Origin of the sequence: Trichloromonas sp. (assembly GCF_034006665.1) — a bacterium.
In the GTDB taxonomy this organism is placed as follows: Bacteria; Desulfobacterota; Desulfuromonadia; order Desulfuromonadales; family Trichloromonadaceae; genus Trichloromonas.
Genome location: NZ_JAVESI010000031.1, coordinates 25,801 through 42,183, shown reverse-complemented (window position 1 = coordinate 42,183; position 16,383 = coordinate 25,801). Strand labels below are relative to the sequence as shown.

The following is a 16,383-nucleotide window of genomic DNA, read 5'->3' as shown; positions in this document are numbered from 1 at the left end:
GCAAACCGGGTACCTGCCTCAGACGTACTGAGGGGAAGAATGGACAGGAGCCGTATACGAGGCCCGTACGTACGGTTCTGTGAGAGGGATGAGGCGAGCTTGATCTGCTCGCCTCACCCTACTCGATATTTCAATACCGCCTGGAAAAGATTCTCAGCAGCCGCAACCGCAGTTATGGCAGACGTGCTTGTTGTGATCCTCAGGCGCAATCGTCTCCGGGGCGAAGGCGACCCGATTGATGCCACGTTTGAGATCTTCGATCAAATCGCGATTGGGGCTGGTGCCGATGACGTTGCCGAGGCAGAGATTGACGAAGCCGTCACGGGGAGAACGCAACCGGATCGAGTTGAGAATATCGCCGTAGCCGTTGATGACGATGACCATTTCCGGTTCCTCATGATGGCACAAGGTCACGCCGTAACGAGCCAGTTCCTCTTGGGCGTCGGTGAGGAATCCGGTGATGGCCCCCTCGTCGATGGGAAAGTCCCAGTCATCTCGCGGGTTGTAGCGGCCACAAAAAACCACGGTGATCTCTTTGGTGTCCATTTACTCCTCCCCCTTCAAAGACACAAAGCCGAACCTCAGAGTTGGTGAATCCAAGACGTGTCGCCGCTGCCTTGGCGCAGAATTTCCACCCGGTCGCCGATCAGGCTGATGATCGTCGACGGATCGCCCATGCGGATGCCGCCATCCACCACCAGATCGAGTTGTCGCCCGAGGGAGTCGTGAATCAACGACGGATCCCCCAGCGGCTCCTCTCCAGTGAGATTAGCGCTGGTCGTCACCAAGGGATGGCCGAGTTCACGAACGATGGCCAGGGCGATGGGATCGTCGGGAATGCGGATGCCGACGGTCTTCTGCTTGGTGGTCAGGGTATCAGGAACGATGCGGGTCGCTTCAAGAACGAAGGTATAGGGGCCGGGAAGATTACGCTTCAAGGTGCGAAAGGCAAAATTGCTGACCTGGGCGTAGTTAGCGACATCGGAGAGATCGGCGCAGATGAAGGAGAAAGGCTTGCGCGGATCGCGTTGCTTAATCTGATAGATCTGTTTGACCCCCTTTTTATTGAAGATGTCGCAACCGATGCCGTAGGTGGTGTCGGTGGGATAGACAATCACTCCCCCCTCCCGGAGACACTCGACGACCTGGGCAATCAGACGTTTCTGGGGATTTTCAGGATTGATGACCAGAATCACGGGAAACTCCTTGCTCCGGCAATATGAACGTACTTTAACCGGGCATGGATCATATCACAAGCCCCGCACGGGCGAAAGAGCTAAGAATGTCGTCCGGAAACGCGATGTAAAAATCGAAGCGGGCTTCAGAGCAGATAGCTGAGACGTGGAACATCCTTCAGAGCGGCATAAATGCCGTGAAGTTGCTGAAGATTATGGAGGCGAACCAGCACCGAAACGGACTGGTGGCGGCCGCCGCTGCTGGGACGAACCTTCAGGGAGTCAGCGGCCACGGGCGTGACCGAGGCGACCGCCAGCTGAACCGCCGCGACAAATTTACCGTCGTTGGGTCCGAAGGCCTTGAAAATATGATCGCAGGGGAACTCGATGTGCAAATCCTTATCGTTCAACATCGCCGAGCCCCGTATGCCCGAACCCGCCGGAAGCGCGGACGGTCGCGGAAAGTTCCGAAACTTCGCACAGTGTTGCCCGACAGACGGGCGCAATCAGCAGTTGGGCAATCCGGTCGCCATCGGCGATGGAGACCGCCTCCTGGCCGTGGTTGATGAGAATCACCCCGAACTCCCCCCGATAGTCGGCATCAATAGTGCCGGGACTGTTGACCAGAGTCACCCCCTGTTTGAGCGCCAGACCGGATCGGGGGCGCACCTGTCCTTCATACCCCGGCGGAATGGCCAGGGCCAAACCGGTAGGAATCAAGACCCGATCCCCCGGGGCCAGGGTCAGCGGGGCGTCAAGACAGGCATGAATATCCATCCCTGCCGCGTGTTCAGTCATATAGCGGGGAAGGCGCGCCTTCTCGCGCAGGCGTTTGATTTCCACCGCAACATCTTCCATGACATCCTCCCGGGCTGAGCGATATGGTTTACGAAAGCGGAAAGCCGGGGGGCGAATCCGCACCCCCGGCCCCAAACCGGTCTATCCTGTAACAGTGACAGGGTTGTTATAAAAGAATCAGGCTTGTTCCGGCAGACTCTCGCCGAGAGCTTCCTTCCGGGAGAGCTTGATCTTGCCCTGCTTGTCGATACCGATGCACTTGACCAGTACCTGGTCCCCTTCGTTGAGAACGTCGGTCACAGCCTTGACACGCTCTTTGGCCAGTTCGGAAACGTGCACCAGACCGTCGGTCCCGGGATAGATTTCGACGAAGGCGCCGAATTCCATGATCTTCTTGACCGTCCCCATGTAGAGTTTGCCGACCTCAGCTTCCTGGGTGAGGTCGCGAATCATCTTGATGGCGCGCTTGCAGGCCTCGCCGTCGGCCGAGGCGATATTGATCTTGCCGTCATCCTCGATATCGACGGTACAGCCGGTGGCCTCGATGACGCCGCGGATGTTCTTGCCGCCGGAGCCAATAACGGTGCGTACCTGGTCGGGCTTGACGTAGATGGTGGTGATGCGCGGCGCATAGAGAGAAAGCTCGGCGCGGGGGGCGCTGAGCGCCTCGGCCATCTTGCCGAGGATGTGGATACGACCGTCGCGGGCCTGGGCTAGGGCGGTACGCATGATGTCGCGGTTGACCCCGGTGATCTTGATGTCCATCTGCAGCGCGGTAACGCCGTTTTGCGAACCGGTCACCTTGAAGTCCATGTCGCCGAGATGGTCCTCATCACCGAGAATGTCGCTGAGCACGGCCACGTCATCCCCTTCCTTGATCAGGCCCATAGCGATGCCGGCAATCGGCTCCTTGACAGGCACGCCGGCATCCATCAGCGAAAGAGAGGCGCCGCAAACGCTGGCCATGGACGAGGAGCCGTTCGATTCGAGAATGTCGGAAACGACGCGAATGGTGTAGGGGAAGTCCTCATGCTTGGGGAGAATCTTCGACGCGCTGCGCTCAGCCAGATAGCCGTGGCCGATTTCCCGGCGCCCCGGAAAGAGACGCATGCTTGTCTCACCGACGCAGAAAGGGGGGAAGTTGTAGTGCAGGAGGAATTTCTTGAATTCCATCCCCTGCACGTTATCCATGCGCTGCTCGTCGATGGAAGTACCGAGGGCCACCGCTACCAGAGCCTGAGTCTCGCCGCGGGTGAAGAGGGCGCTGCCGTGAGCACGGGGAAGGATGCCGACCTCGCAGGTGATGGGACGTACGGTAGCCACGTCGCGACCATCGATACGCACCTTGTCTTCGATGATCATGCGCCGCACCACCTTCTTCTCGACGCCGCCGAAGATTGCAGCGATTTCCCCCTTGCGTTCGGCGTACTCCTCACCCAGTTCGGCCAGCACCTCGGCCTGCGCTTGCTCCAGGGCGGCATGGCGATCCTGCTTGGCACGAAGGGCAACGGCGGCGCGGACCTTGGGCTCGGCAAGGGCGACGACCTTGTCTTTGAGTTCTTCATCAACCACCGGCGCTTCAAAAACACGCTTGGTCACACCGACCATTTCGGCCAGTTGGATCTGGGCGTCGATCAACGGCTGCATGGCATCGTGACCAAAGAAGATCGCTTCAAGCAGATCTGCTTCGGGAAGAAAGTCAGCCTCCCCTTCGACCATGATGACCGCGTCCCGAGATCCGGCGACGACAATATCGAGATCACTCTCGGCCATCTGCTGCAGGGTCGGATTGGCAATAAACCGGCCGTCAACGCGACCGACCCGTACCCCGGCGATGGGCCCCGCGAAGGGAATGTCGGAGACTTGAACGGCCGCCGAGGCGGCTACGATCGACAGGGTATCGGGATCGTTGACCTTGTCGACGGAAATGACGGTCGGCATGATCTGGGTTTCGTAGAGGTAGCCCTTAGGAAAAAGCGGCCGCATGGGCCGGTCGATCAAGCGGCAGATGAGGGTTTCCCGTTCAGAAGCGCCGCGCTCCCGGCGGAAGAAAGAGCCGGGAATCTTGCCGGCGGCGTAGAATTTTTCCTGATAATTGACGGTAAGCGGGAAGAAACCCTGCCCCTCCCGCATGGTTTTGGCGGAAACCGCAGTACAAAGAATCTTGGTTTCCCCGTAGGTAACCACGGTCGCGCCATCGGCCTGACGGGCCATCTTACCGGTTTCGATGGTCAGGGGTTGCCCGTTAAACTGTACTTCGACCTTGTGATAAGCCATGTTTTTCACTCCTTTGCCGCCGCTTGCCCCCGGGGCTTAACGCGACGGCACACTGATGTGCCTTGCTTGTTGTGTACAAAAAATGGCACAGGAGGCAGGCCTGAGACAGCCTCCGTCATCCTTTCAGAACGTCGGAAGCTCTCTCCGGACAACCTCCAGAGCCATCAACCAGAAAACAAAAGGCAGCCGCTTTCCGCCGAAACGAAAAGCGCGCTGCCCGAGACTATCTGCGAATCCCCAATTCCTTGATCAGGTTACGGTACCGCTCGACATTCTTATTTTTCAGATAATCGAGCAGACGCCGGCGCTGACCAACGATTTTAAGCAGTCCGCGGCGGGAATGGTGGTCCTTTTTGTGGGTGCGGAAATGCTCGGTGAGATAGGTAATCCGCTCGGAAAGAAGCGCAACCTGCACCTCGGGAGAACCGGTGTCCCCCTCGTGAGTCTTGAATTTGTCGATAAGTTCCTGTTTGCGTTCCGTGGCCAGCACTGTGCCATCTCCTTTCAATCAATATGCCAGGAATGTCCCTGGACTTGAGACGTTAATTTGCGAATTAGTAGCATAAACCCGGCGGGTTGTAAAGACTCTATAGCGTATCGTTATTGGCAGGGAAAACCCGCAGCAGCTCGAAGTCTCCGCGTTTTTCCCGTTCCCTGCGGGGATCGAACCGGGCTACCGCCCGCAGAGCTCCGTGATCGAGCAGCAGAACTCGTCCTCCTTCCTCGGGCAAGTTGCCGTCAATGATTTCGGCGCGGGCCGGCGGGATGCCATTGCGCAGTCGACTCGCAGCTGACTCGTCCAAGCTCAGCCTGGGGAATTCAGCCAGGCTTTCCAAAAGCGGCCGTAACGGCAGGTCTTCGGGTCGTTCCCGGTAATCCTCAAGGCGAATCGCGTCGCGCACATCGAAAGAACCGCTGCGGGTGCGGCGCAATGCCGTAAGATGGGCGCCGCAGCCAAGATCCTCCCCCAGATCATGGGCCAGGGTGCGGATATAGGTACCCTTGGAACACTCCACCAACAACGTCACCAAAGGCAGTTCGATGGATTCTATATCGATCCGGTGGATGGTAACCTCGCGGGCTGCCCGCTCGACTTCAATCCCCTGACGGGCCAGTTTGTAAAGGGGAACACCCTCTTTTTTCAGGGCCGAAAACATGGGAGGGGTCTGGAGAATCGTCCCCGTCAGCGCTTCACAAGCCCTTCTCACCCCTTCGGGGGAAACACCCCACCAGGGACGGCGTTCCAAAATCCGGCCCTCGGCATCCTGGGTATCGGTACTTTCCCCCAGCTTCAGTGTAGCGCGATAGGCTTTGCGGCCATCCATGAGAAACTGGATAATGCGTGTTCCCTGACCGACACCGACCAGCAGAACTCCAGTGGCCATGGGGTCAAGAGTTCCGGCATGCCCGACCTGGCGTTGACGGCAGAGGCGTCGCACCTGCCGAACAATGTCATGGGAGCTGACCCCCTGCGGCTTGTCAATGACGAGGATTCCGTCCATTTAACAAGCGGCGAGCAGATCGTCAAGACGGGAAAAGACCGTGGCCCGAACCTCGTCGAGGGGACCGTCAACGACGGCGCCGGCGGCATTGTGGTGGCCACCGCCACCGAACTCCCGACTGAGAGCGCCAACGTCGATGCGCCCCTTGGAGCGGAAACCTACCTTGAACGAGGTCGGGGAAATCTGGCGAAAAAAGATCGCCACCTCGACCCCGTGCACCGAACGGGGATAGTTGACGAATCCGTCGGTATGCTCAGCGCCGGCCCGGGCCTGCTCATACATCGACTGGGTTACCGCCACCGATGCATAGCGTCCGCAGGAAGAAACGGTCAAGGTCGCCAAAGCCTGGGCGAGCAGACGCAAGCGCTTTTCGTCCTGACTCTCGTAAAGAGCGGAAGCAACATCCCAGGGATTGATCCCCAGGGCCACCAACTCCGAAGCGGCGGCAAAGGCTTCGGGATTGGCGTTAGAATAACGGAAGGAGCCGGTATCGGCAAGAATGGCGGTATAGACACAGAGCGCTACATTGTGGGAAATGGGGCGTCCCGAGGCCTTCACCAGACGATAGATCAGGACGCCAGTGGCGCAGGCCTCTTCGTCAACGTAATAAACATCGCCAAAATTTTCAGAAAAAGGGTGATGATCGATATTGACAAGAGACCGGCAGACGTCCTTGAGCCCGCTGCCGGCACGCCGTAATTCCCCAGCATCGAGGATAAAACCGACATCAAAGGACGCACCGGGAGGTATCTCGGAAACCACTCTTTCGGAACCAGGCAGAAAGGCATAATCCCGAGGGATCCCGTCACGATTATAGGGGAGGACTTCCTTGCCCCATTCCCGCAGAAAATGGGTCAGAGCCAGAGTCGAACCCATAGCGTCGCCGTCGGGACTTTCGTGGGAGGCCACCAGAAAGCTCGCGCCCGCCTCAATTTTCTCCAGAATCGTCCTGATCATCCGTATGCTCACTGCTGACTTGGCGCAACAACGTATCGATACGATTGCCGTAGGCCAGGGAGTGGTCGAACAAAAAAAGCAGATCAGGAACGTAGCGCATGCGCAAACGCTTGCCCAGCTCCCGCCGCAGGTAAGGAACGGAACTCTTCAGCCCCTTTTCGGTGTTTTTCACCTCGACGTCGGAACCGATGGCGGAAAAGTAGATCCGGGCCAGATGCAGATCAGGGGTGACCTCCACCGCCGTGATGGTCACAAAGCCGATACGCGGATCCTTCAGCCCCTTGATAAGAAGGGCCGATACTTCCTTGTGGATCTGCTCGGCCACACGATGTGAACGTTGAAATTCCAAACAGTTTTCCTGTCAGTAATGAAGAATCTCGATGAAACGATCGACAATTTCGGCGAAACCGGTCTCTTCTATGGACTCGTCAAGACGATCGTAAACCTGATGAATCGCCTTCTCATCGTGATGAACCATGGCGAATCCAAGATGGGTACGCTGCCAGAGATCCTGCGCCCCAACCTCGGCAGCGGATACGGGAAAATTGTTGCGGCAGCGCGCCAGCAGCTTTTTCACCAGACTGCGCTTTTCCTTGATAGACTGGGGCGCGTGAAGCAGGATTTCCAGATGCAGAACGCCGACGACCATCCGCGCCCTTCCTCTAGAGCGACGTCTTGACCGACTCCATCTCGAAGGCTTCGATCACATCGCCGATTTTGATGTCGTTGTAGTTTTCCAGGCCAATACCGCACTCGTAGTTGTTCGCCACCTCGCGGACATCGTCTTTGAAGCGCTTGAGGGAACTCATCCGCCCTTCCCAGACCACGACATTGTCCCGCACCAGACGGACATTGGCACCGCGCACAATCTTGCCGTCGACCACATAGCAACCGGCGATCGTACCGACCTTGGAAACGACAAAGGTATCGCGGACTTCCGCCCGGCCCAGATATTTCTCCCGCAAAGTCGGAGCAAGCAGACCTTCCATGGCGTCGCGGATGTCGGCCACGGCGTCATAGATGATGTTGTAGAGGCGGATATCGACCCCTTCCGCCTCGGCCATGGCCGCAGCCTTCGGTTCGGGACGGACATTGAAGCCAAGAACGATGGCATCGGAAGCCGAGGCCAGAGTGATGTCGCTCTCAATGATGCCGCCGACGCCGGTATGGATGACAATCAGGCGGCAGGCGTCAGTAGAAAGCTTGAGCAGCGAATCCTTGACCGCCTCCACAGAACCTTGGACATCCCCCTTGATGATGATTTTGAGCTCCTTGACATCCCCTTCTTTGATGCGGGCGTAGAGTTGCTCCAGGGAAATCTTGCTGGTCTTGGCGAGTTCGGCTTCGCGCACCTTCTGGGCGCGGTGCTGGGCGACTTCCTTGGCGGTCTTCTCATCCTCCACCGAGTGAAAGCTGTCACCAGCCTCGGGCACCCCGGAGAGACCGGTCACCTCCACCGGACAGGATGGCCCGGCGGCCTCGACACGCCCCCCCCGGTCGTCGACCATGGTCCGTACCCGACCGAAATGCACGCCGGTAACGATCGGATCGCCGACCCGCAAGGTTCCTTCCTGAACCAGGACCGTGGCCACCGGACCGCGTCCGCGATCGAGACGGGCCTCGACAATAACGCCCTTGGCGCGCTTGTTGGGGTTGGCCTTGAGATCCATGACCTCCGCCTGGAGCAGAATCATCTCCAGAAGTTGGTCGATATTGGTCCGTTGCTTGGCGGAAACTTCGACATAAATCGTCTCTCCCCCCCATTCTTCAGGAAGCATGCCGAATTCGGTCAATTCCTGCTTAACCCGGTCGGGATTGGCGTCGGGCTTGTCGATTTTGTTGATTGCCACCAGAATCGGAACCTCGGCGGCCTTGGCATGATTGATCGCCTCCTTGGTCTGAGGCATCACGCCATCGTCGGCAGCCACGACAAGAACGACGATATCGGTGGACTTGGCCCCCCGCGCCCGCATGGCGGTAAAAGCCTCATGACCGGGAGTGTCGAGGAAAGCGACCTTTTTGCCGTCGAGCTCGACATCATAGGCACCGATGTGCTGGGTGATGCCGCCGGCCTCACCTTCGGTAACATTGGTGGCCCGAATAGCATCGAGCAAGCTGGTCTTGCCGTGGTCGACATGGCCCATGATGGTGACGACCGGCGGCCGGGCCACCAAACCCTCGGACAACTCTGCCTCGCCGGCGCGGGTGCCGGCATGTTCAAGAACGGTTTCCTCGTCAAAGGCGACGTTTTCCACCTCGTAATTGAAATCATTGGCCAAAAGAGCAGCGGTTTCATAATCGAGGGGATGGTTGATGGTGACCATCGTCCCCTGACGCATGAGCTCCTTGATGAGATCGTTGGCCTTGACCCCCATACGCTTGGCGAGTTCACCTACGGAAATGACATCGCTGATGCGGATGATGCGCTTGATGGCCTTGGAGACGGTGACTTCCGTTTTCTTGACAACTTTGGCCCCCTTGCGGCCACGACGAAGCTTGTCCCCCCGTTCCGGCTCGAAAACCTCGCGCTTTTGGCGGCGCTTCGCTCCACCTGCGGCAAAATCCCCGTCGCTGTAATCTGCCCCTTTGCCTTTTTTATTCTTCTTACCGCCACGAGCTTCCTTGGTCGGGAAAACTTCCGTGGAAGGCGCCGGAATCGAGGGGCCACGCCCACTCCGGGGGGGAGCCCCGGTCGGGCCGCCGAAAGAACGACCGGCACCACCCTCGCCAGTAGCGGAACGATCTTCGCGGGGGGCACTCGGGCGCCGTCCCGGCGGCGTGGCCGGGCGTTCGGGCCGACCGGCGTCACGACCGCGGGTCTCAGGTCTCGCGGCAACGGGCAACTCCACCCGACCAAGGATCTTGGCCCGGGACGGACTAGCCTTCTGTGGTTCGCGCTCCCGACTCTCGGTCATTGGCCGGGGGGTAAGCGTAGCCTTGGTTTCCGGCATCTTCCCCACAACCTTGGAGACGACGGCGGCGGGAGGGGAAGTTACTGGCGCCACGGATTCTTTCTTAGGCTTTTCCGCTGACACATCAGCTGTCGGCGGCACCACCTCCTGAACCGGTGGAGGCGAAACCGCAACTTCAACGACCGCTTTCTTGCCCATCTCGCCGATCTCAGGAGCCGGCGGCACGGGCGGCTCGGCCTTCTTCTCGGAAAGAACAACAGAAGGTTCGCTTGCAGGCTCCTCCTCGACCTTGGTCGAGACGGGAGGTGTTTCGATCCGCGTCTCAACGGAAACGGAAGCGGGCGGCGCGGGGACTTCGACGGCAACGGGCTCGACAGCAGGCTTAACATCCTTGCGCCGGCGGCGGATCACGCCGGAAGTAATCCGCTCTTCTTCGACAACCTCGGCCTGTGCCGAATCCTGGGCTTCAAACTTCCGCAGGTCATCGTCATCGAGAAAGCTCTTCTCGCTCTTCACTTCGACTCCCGCTTTCCGCAGCCGGTCCATGACCGTTCTCAGCTCCAGGCCCAACTTCTGCGCCAATTCGAAAACCTTTGTCTTTCCCATCAAATCTCCCCTGCCATCTGCTTGTATCGTAATACTTCCGTCTTAACCGATTCGGCCAACGCACCCGTTTTAAGAGCGATCACGCTACGCTCCTCCTTACCCAGCATCCTACCGAGCTGCTCCTTGTCGAGCAACCGCCAGATGGGAATCCCCCGGTACGAGGCACTGGCAACAACCTTATCGGCAATGCCCGCAGAAACATCCCCGGCCAGCATCACAATCGCGATCTGCCCCGGCATCGCCAGAGCATCCAGAACCAGCCGGGCTCCGGAGAGAACAATCCCCGACTTCCGAGCCATCCCCACAAGACTGATGATTTTCGTCTCAATCGCAGCGCGAAGGGCAGCGTTCAAGCGCTCCGGATCAATGGCCAGGAGTTCCCGGCGAAACGCCCGTTGAAACTGCCGGCGCTGTACTGCCTGACGTATACACTGCGGATTCATGCAGGTATATACACCCCGACCTGGGAGACGATGGCGGTAATCGACCAGAAGCTCACCATCGGGGGCCAGAACATAGCGGACCAACTCGTGCTGTTCAAGAACCTGCCGGCAACCGAGACAGGTGCGCTTGGGGGTATGCCGCGTTGCGATCATGCCGTAACCGCTTACCCCTCTTCGGAAAGGGGACCATCGGATGGAGCGGACTCTTCACCCGCGACAAAAGGAGCGAGATGTCGGGCCAATTCTTCCTTGGTCATGGAACTACGCCCTGGAATATCGAAATCCTTGGCCATTTCGTAAAGCTCGTCACGAGTATGACGCACTGCTAGGGCGGTAGCTGCATCCGTCTCCACCGACTCCGCCGGCTCCAAAGCCGCGCCCTCCTCATCCTCTCCGCGGGCGGACTCTTCCTGCTCGATTTCAGCGGCCCGCGATTCGCTCTTGATATCGATCTTCCAGCCGGTCAGTTTAGCCGCAAGTCGGACATTCTGGCCCTTCTTACCAATAGCTAGGGACAGCTGATCATCGGGAACGATGATTTCAAGGGCCTGCTCATCGGCATCGACATAGACCCGGGTCACCTCGGCTGGAGCCAGAGCCGCGCAGGCAAAACGGGCAATATCGGGGGACCAGGGGATGATATCGATCTTCTCGCCGCGCAGTTCGGACACGACATTCTGCACCCGCGAACCGCGCATGCCGACGCAGGCCCCGACCGGATCAACGTCGGGATCGTGAGAAACAACGGCGATCTTGGCGCGACTGCCGGGCTCCCGGGAAACCGATTTGATCTCGACAATTCCCTCGGCAATCTCCGGAACCTCAAAGGAAAAAAGCGCGGCAACCACACCGGGATGGGTACGGGACATGATGATCTGCGGTCCCTTGGTGGACATCTTGACGTCGGAAATGTAGGCCCGAACCCGATCCCCCTGGCGGTAATTTTCCCGGGGAACCTGCTCACGATGGGGGAGGAGGGCTTCGGCACGGCCCAGGTCGACAATCAGGTCACCACGTTCGTAACGACGGACGATCCCATTAACCAACTCGCCGATACGATCCTGAAATTCGTTGAAGACCCCTTCCCTCTCCGCCTCCCGAACCTTTTGAATGATCACCTGTTTCGCCGTCTGGGCAGCGATACGGCTAAAATTACTGGCTTCGAGCTTCATTCCCAGGGAGTCGCCGAGCTCGACCTCGGAATCGATCTCCCGCGCCTCGGCCAGATCGATTTCCTTGTAGGAATCCTGAACCTCCTCAACAACCGTAACGAATTCGAAAACCTCTACCTCACCCAGATCATTGTTGTAGTGTGCCTCAAGATCCCGGGTATTGCGGTATTTCTTGTTGGCCGCGGAGAGGACGGCGGATTCCAAGGCCTCGACCAGTACGGCCCGATCGATCCCTTTGTCCTTCACTACTTGGTCGATGATGTGGTTAAGATTTGTGACCATCTCAACTTCCCCCTGTATCCATAACGCTTGGGGCCTTAGCGCCCCTATGCCGGCTGTGGGTTTCCGCCGGGAACGCCGGCCTTGTTGACAGTTTAAAATTCGAATTCAAGATGGCCCTTGGCGATCCCGGAAAAGGGGATCTCAACAATACCACCCTTTTTATCCTGTTGTTCTATGCGAACCCGATCCCCGTCGACCCCGAGCAAGGTACCGGTAAAGGTTTTGCGAGACTGCCCCCGTTGATCGGGATCCATGCTCTCAAAGGTTTTTACCTTGACCAAACTTCCGGCGAAACGCCGATAGTCCTCGATCTTCTTTAAAGGCCGATCAAGACCGGGGGAGGAAACCTCCAGGCGATAGGCGTTGCGGATAAGATCCTCGACTTCAAGGACCGCCCCAACCTCACGACTGACCTCGGCGCAATCATCCAAGGTCACGCCTCCCGGCTTATCGATGAAAATCCGCAGAAACCAGTCCCGCCCTTCATGTTTATATTCCAGATCAACCAATTCCAGGCCATAGGCTTGGAGAATAGGATCGATGATGGCGGTAAGCTGTTCCAGTAAGGTCTGTTGCGCCACGTTACCTTCCCTCAAATAAAAAAAGTGAGCAAGGGCTCACTTTCTTCATAGTGAACAAATTAACAGGGAATTCTTATCATGCCAACGGGCGAATTGCAAGGGAAATTTACAGGCAAACCGGCAGGGTGAAAAGCGAAAAGGCGCCGTTAGGCGCCTTTTCGGAAGGTTTTAAGCCACGATCGCGCCGACCGGGCAGACATCGGCGCAGGCGCCGCATTCGGTACAATCGTCGGTGATCTTGTACTTGTCACCGGCCTCGACAATGGCCCCGACCGGGCAGGTGTCGGCGCAAGCGCCGCAGGCGATACATTCATCAGTGATCTTCATGAGACTTCCTCCTTGGGTGATTTGGATGGAGTGGTTAGGGGTTAGATCTCCATCACTTCCTTCTCCTTGACCGCCACGACCTCATCGGTCCTGGCCACAAACTTGTCGGTGAGATCCTGGATCTCCTTCTCGACGCGCTTGGCGTCATCTTCAGAAATTTCCTTGTCCTTGGCAAGCTTTTTTACCGCATCATTGGCCTCGCGGCGAATATTACGCACCGCGACCTTGGCATCCTCGGCCATGCGCTTGAGCATCTTGACCATCTCCTTGCGACGATCCTCGGTCAGAGCAGGAATAACCATACGGATCAACTGGCCGTCGGAAGTGGGGGTCAACCCAAGATCGGCCTTGAAAATAGCTTTCTCAATTTCGGGCAGCAGCTTCTTTTCCCAAGGCTGGATGGTAATCAACCGGGGCTCAGGAATCGCCAGGGTACCCAACTGGTTGAGAGGAGTCGGCGTTCCGTAATAGTCCACACGGACATCATCAAGCAACGAGACCGAGGCGCGCCCGGTCCGCACCTTGGTAAAATCCTTTTTCAACGCCTCTATGGCTTTGTCCATGGAGGAACAAGCTTTGGTGACAATATCCTTGGTCATTGGACTCAATCTCCTTTGACGATCGTACCGATAGCTTCGCCGAGCACCACCCGCATAATGTTGCCGCGGCAGGTCAGATCAAAGACCACGATCGGCAGATGGTTATCCATGCACAGCGAAGTGGCAGTAGCGTCCATGACCTGCAAGCCTCGCTTCAGGACATCCAGGTAGGTCAGGGAGGGAAACTTGACGGCATCCTTGTCCTTAGCCGGATCTGCGGTATAGACCCCGTCGACCTTGGTCGCCTTGAGAATCACCTCGGCTCCGATCTCCATGGCGCGCAGGCTGGCGGCGGTATCGGTGGTGAAATAGGGGTTGCCGGTACCCGCACCGAAAATAACAACGCGACCTTTTTCCAGGTGGCGCACGGCACGACGGCGGATATAAGGCTCAGCCACCTGTTGCATGTCGATCGCCGACTGCACCCGGGTCGCTACCCCAACTTTCTCCAGAGCGTCCTGCATGGCCAGACTGTTCATAACCGTTGCCAGCATCCCCATGTAGTCGGCACTGGCCCGATCCATTCCCTTCGACGCTGCGGCCACCCCGCGAAAGATATTACCGCCGCCGATGACCAGCGCAACCTGGGTACCCAAGGCCGTAACCTCGCGAATCTCCTCGGCGATGCTGACAATGACGTCAGGATCGATTCCGTACCCCTGATTGCCGGCCAGAGCTTCGCCGCTGAGTTTGAGAAGAATTCTTCGATATGCCGGTTTTGCGTCGGTCATAGTTTCTCCGCCAGGCCCCTCCTCGAAGGAGGGGCCTTATAGAGTCAGGATAAATGCTACTTGACGAGAGAAGCGACTTCCGAGGCAAAATCGCCTTCTTTCTTGTCGATCCCCTCACCCAGTTGGAAACGGGCAAAACGATTCAGCTTGAGGGGCGCGCCGAGTTCCTTGGCGAGCACTTCGACCACCTTGGTAATTTTCTGGTCGGGGTCGATGACATAGGACTGCTCAAGAAGGCAGACTTCCCCGAAGAACTTGTTGATCTGGCCATCGAGAATCTTCTCGATCAGGTGGTCAGGCTTGCCGCTCTCCTTGGCCTTAACGCGCATGATGTCCTTTTCACGCTCGATAACCTCGGCGGGCACCTCCTGACGATCGAGATATTGGGGATTGGCGGCGGCCACATGCATAGCGATCTGCCGGGCAAGGGTCTGAACCCGCTCGTCATCTTCCCTGACGGTAGCCAACTCGACAAGGACGCCGATCTTGCCGCCACCATGGACATAAGAGGCGACCACACCGGAATCAACGGCAAAGCGGGCAAAACGGCGGATATTGATATTCTCGCCGATGGTGGCAATCTGGTGGGTTTGCTCCTCGGCGACAGTACGACCGGTCCCCGGGAAGGTGGCGGCCATCAGTTCACCCAGATCCTTGGGAGCGCCGGCGACAACAGCCTCACCCACACCGGCGGAAAAAGACTGAAAGGCCGTATTCTTGGCAACGAAGTCGGTCTCGGCGTTGACTTCGACGATCGCCCCAATGCGCCCCTGACCGGCAGCAACCACCATCCCTTCGGCGGCAACCCGACCGGCTTTTTTCGCGGCGGCGGACAGGCCTTTTTTCCTCAAAAAGTCGATCGCCGCTTCCATATCGCCCCCGGTCTCACTCAGGGCCTTCTTGCAATCCATCATACCCGCGCCGGTTTTGGCGCGCAGTTCCGAAACCATTGATGCAGTAATCTGTGCCACGGACAATCCTCCAGCAACCTGTCCCTGCTGCGGACAGGATAGAATCGGGTTGGTTGAAACGGTAATATATCGCTCAATCTTCAAAAAAGCACCCCGAAGGGCGCCTTTATATCGATCATGACGCGTAAAAATCAGGCTTGGGCCGACTGCTCGGTCGCGACTTCGGCCGCCTCGACCTGATCGGCGCCTTCGGCGTCGGTGCGGATGGTGTTCTCCCGGGCCTGCCCCCCTTCGATGCAGGCCTCGGCCATCTTCGAAGCGAAAAGGCGAATGGCGCGAATGGCGTCGTCATTGCCGGGAATGATGTAATCGATATCATCGGGATCGCAGTTGGTATCGACCACGGCCACCACGGGGATCCCCAACTTGCGGGCTTCCTTGACGGCGATCGTCTCCTTCTTGGGATCGATGACGAAGATGGCGCCGGGGAGCTTGGACATGTTCTTGATGCCCCCCAGACTTTTTTCAAGCTTTGCGCGCTCGCGCTCGAGTTGAAGCGCTTCTTTCTTGGTAATCAGATCATAGGTACCATCTTGGGACATGGCCTCGATCTTCTTGAGCCGCTCAATGCTCCCCTTGATGGTGGAAAAGTTGGTCATCATGCCGCCAAGCCAACGATTGTTGACATAGAACTGCCCGGCGCGCAGGGTCTCTTCCATAATGGCGTCCTGCGCTTGCTTTTTGGTCCCGACAAAAAGAATCTTGTCGCCGTTCTCTACGGTCTGTTTGATAAAGTCGTAAGCTGTCCGGAAATAGCGAACGGTCTTCTGCAGATCGATGATATAGATGCCGTTTCGCGCGCCGAAAATATACGGCTTCATCTTCGGATTCCAGCGCTTGGTCTGGTGTCCGAAATGGACACCGGCTTCCAGCAGTTGCTTCATGCTAATCTGGGCCATGGGGTACTTCTCCTTCTTCTTGACGTTGGTTGAATGCCTCCGCCTCCATCCTTCTCACCGGATTTTCCGTCAGCCATTGACGGAACACCGTCCGGTAAGTCCGGAAGCGTGCGTGATGTTTTGGATAACGGGTGTCTATAGCATGCCCTTC

At 57.9% G+C, this 16,383-nt stretch carries 19 protein-coding genes; all 19 read right to left on the bottom strand.

Annotated elements, in window-relative coordinates:
• Positions 1-153: 153 nt before the first annotated feature.
• The 19 genes from RBR25_RS12160 to rpsB all read right to left on the bottom strand — a co-directional run bounded on the left by RBR25_RS12160 (position 154) and on the right by rpsB (position 16,232).
• Positions 154-546: a hypothetical protein gene (locus RBR25_RS12160; protein ID WP_432819821.1), complete on the bottom strand. Its 393-nt coding sequence runs from the start codon at positions 544-546 to the stop codon at positions 154-156.
• A gap of 35 nt (positions 547-581) precedes the next feature.
• The gene (locus RBR25_RS12155; RefSeq protein WP_432819820.1) at positions 582-1,196 is read right to left on the bottom strand and encodes an L-threonylcarbamoyladenylate synthase; all 615 of its coding nucleotides are present in this window, start codon (positions 1,194-1,196) and stop codon (positions 582-584) included.
• A gap of 125 nt (positions 1,197-1,321) precedes the next feature.
• Positions 1,322-1,588: a YbeD family protein gene (locus RBR25_RS12150; protein WP_432819819.1), complete on the bottom strand. Its 267-nt coding sequence runs from the start codon at positions 1,586-1,588 to the stop codon at positions 1,322-1,324.
• Entirely contained in the window at positions 1,575-2,033 is a 459-nt protein-coding gene (dut, locus tag RBR25_RS12145) for a dUTP diphosphatase (protein ID WP_432819818.1), read from the bottom strand. The genes RBR25_RS12150 and dut overlap by 14 nt, the downstream gene beginning before the upstream one ends.
• A 117-nt stretch (positions 2,034-2,150) precedes the next feature.
• Positions 2,151-4,250: a polyribonucleotide nucleotidyltransferase gene (gene pnp, locus RBR25_RS12140; protein WP_432819817.1), complete on the bottom strand. Its 2,100-nt coding sequence runs from the start codon at positions 4,248-4,250 to the stop codon at positions 2,151-2,153.
• 223 nt (positions 4,251-4,473) lie between these two features.
• A complete protein-coding gene (gene rpsO / locus RBR25_RS12135; protein WP_432819816.1) occupies positions 4,474-4,740 on the bottom strand; it encodes a 30S ribosomal protein S15 in 267 nt (88 codons plus the stop codon).
• 97 nt (positions 4,741-4,837) lie between these two features.
• Positions 4,838-5,752, bottom strand: a complete 915-nt coding sequence (truB, locus tag RBR25_RS12130; protein WP_432819815.1) for a tRNA pseudouridine(55) synthase TruB — start codon at positions 5,750-5,752, stop codon at positions 4,838-4,840.
• Positions 5,753-6,709 carry a DHH family phosphoesterase gene (locus tag RBR25_RS12125; RefSeq protein ID WP_432819814.1) on the bottom strand — a complete coding sequence of 319 codons (957 nt, stop codon included), beginning with the start codon at positions 6,707-6,709 and terminating at the stop codon, positions 5,753-5,755.
• Positions 6,681-7,058: a ribosome-binding factor A gene (locus RBR25_RS12120; RefSeq protein WP_432819813.1), complete on the bottom strand. Its 378-nt coding sequence runs from the start codon at positions 7,056-7,058 to the stop codon at positions 6,681-6,683. Before RBR25_RS12120 ends, RBR25_RS12125 begins: the two co-directional genes overlap by 29 nt.
• A gap of 12 nt (positions 7,059-7,070) precedes the next feature.
• The gene (locus RBR25_RS12115; RefSeq protein ID WP_432819812.1) at positions 7,071-7,358 is read right to left on the bottom strand and encodes a DUF503 domain-containing protein; all 288 of its coding nucleotides are present in this window, start codon (positions 7,356-7,358) and stop codon (positions 7,071-7,073) included.
• 13 nt (positions 7,359-7,371) lie between these two features.
• On the bottom strand, positions 7,372-10,227 hold the full coding sequence (gene infB, locus RBR25_RS12110; RefSeq protein WP_432819811.1) for a translation initiation factor IF-2: 2,856 nt from the start codon (positions 10,225-10,227) through the stop codon (positions 7,372-7,374).
• Complete coding sequence (locus RBR25_RS12105; RefSeq protein ID WP_432819810.1) at positions 10,227-10,823, bottom strand: DUF448 domain-containing protein; 597 nt, start codon at positions 10,821-10,823, stop codon at positions 10,227-10,229. The genes infB and RBR25_RS12105 overlap by 1 nt, the downstream gene beginning before the upstream one ends.
• A gap of 11 nt (positions 10,824-10,834) precedes the next feature.
• The gene (gene nusA, locus RBR25_RS12100) at positions 10,835-12,124 is read right to left on the bottom strand and encodes a transcription termination factor NusA (protein WP_432819809.1); all 1,290 of its coding nucleotides are present in this window, start codon (positions 12,122-12,124) and stop codon (positions 10,835-10,837) included.
• Between the two features lie 92 nt (positions 12,125-12,216).
• On the bottom strand, positions 12,217-12,705 hold the full coding sequence (gene rimP, locus RBR25_RS12095) for a ribosome maturation factor RimP (RefSeq protein WP_432819808.1): 489 nt from the start codon (positions 12,703-12,705) through the stop codon (positions 12,217-12,219).
• A 168-nt stretch (positions 12,706-12,873) separates the two neighbouring features.
• Positions 12,874-13,032 (bottom strand): DUF362 domain-containing protein, encoded by a 159-nt coding sequence (locus tag RBR25_RS12090; RefSeq protein WP_432819807.1) that lies wholly within the window; start codon positions 13,030-13,032, stop codon positions 12,874-12,876.
• 41 nt (positions 13,033-13,073) lie between these two features.
• Entirely contained in the window at positions 13,074-13,631 is a 558-nt protein-coding gene (frr, locus tag RBR25_RS12085; protein ID WP_432819806.1) for a ribosome recycling factor, read from the bottom strand.
• A gap of 5 nt (positions 13,632-13,636) precedes the next feature.
• The gene (pyrH, locus tag RBR25_RS12080; protein WP_432819805.1) at positions 13,637-14,362 is read right to left on the bottom strand and encodes a UMP kinase; all 726 of its coding nucleotides are present in this window, start codon (positions 14,360-14,362) and stop codon (positions 13,637-13,639) included.
• Between the two features lie 56 nt (positions 14,363-14,418).
• Positions 14,419-15,333, bottom strand: coding sequence for a translation elongation factor Ts (gene tsf, locus RBR25_RS12075; protein WP_432819804.1), 915 nt, complete (start codon positions 15,331-15,333; stop codon positions 14,419-14,421).
• A gap of 131 nt (positions 15,334-15,464) precedes the next feature.
• A complete protein-coding gene (gene rpsB / locus RBR25_RS12070; protein WP_432819803.1) occupies positions 15,465-16,232 on the bottom strand; it encodes a 30S ribosomal protein S2 in 768 nt (255 codons plus the stop codon).
• Positions 16,233-16,383 lie beyond the last annotated feature (151 nt).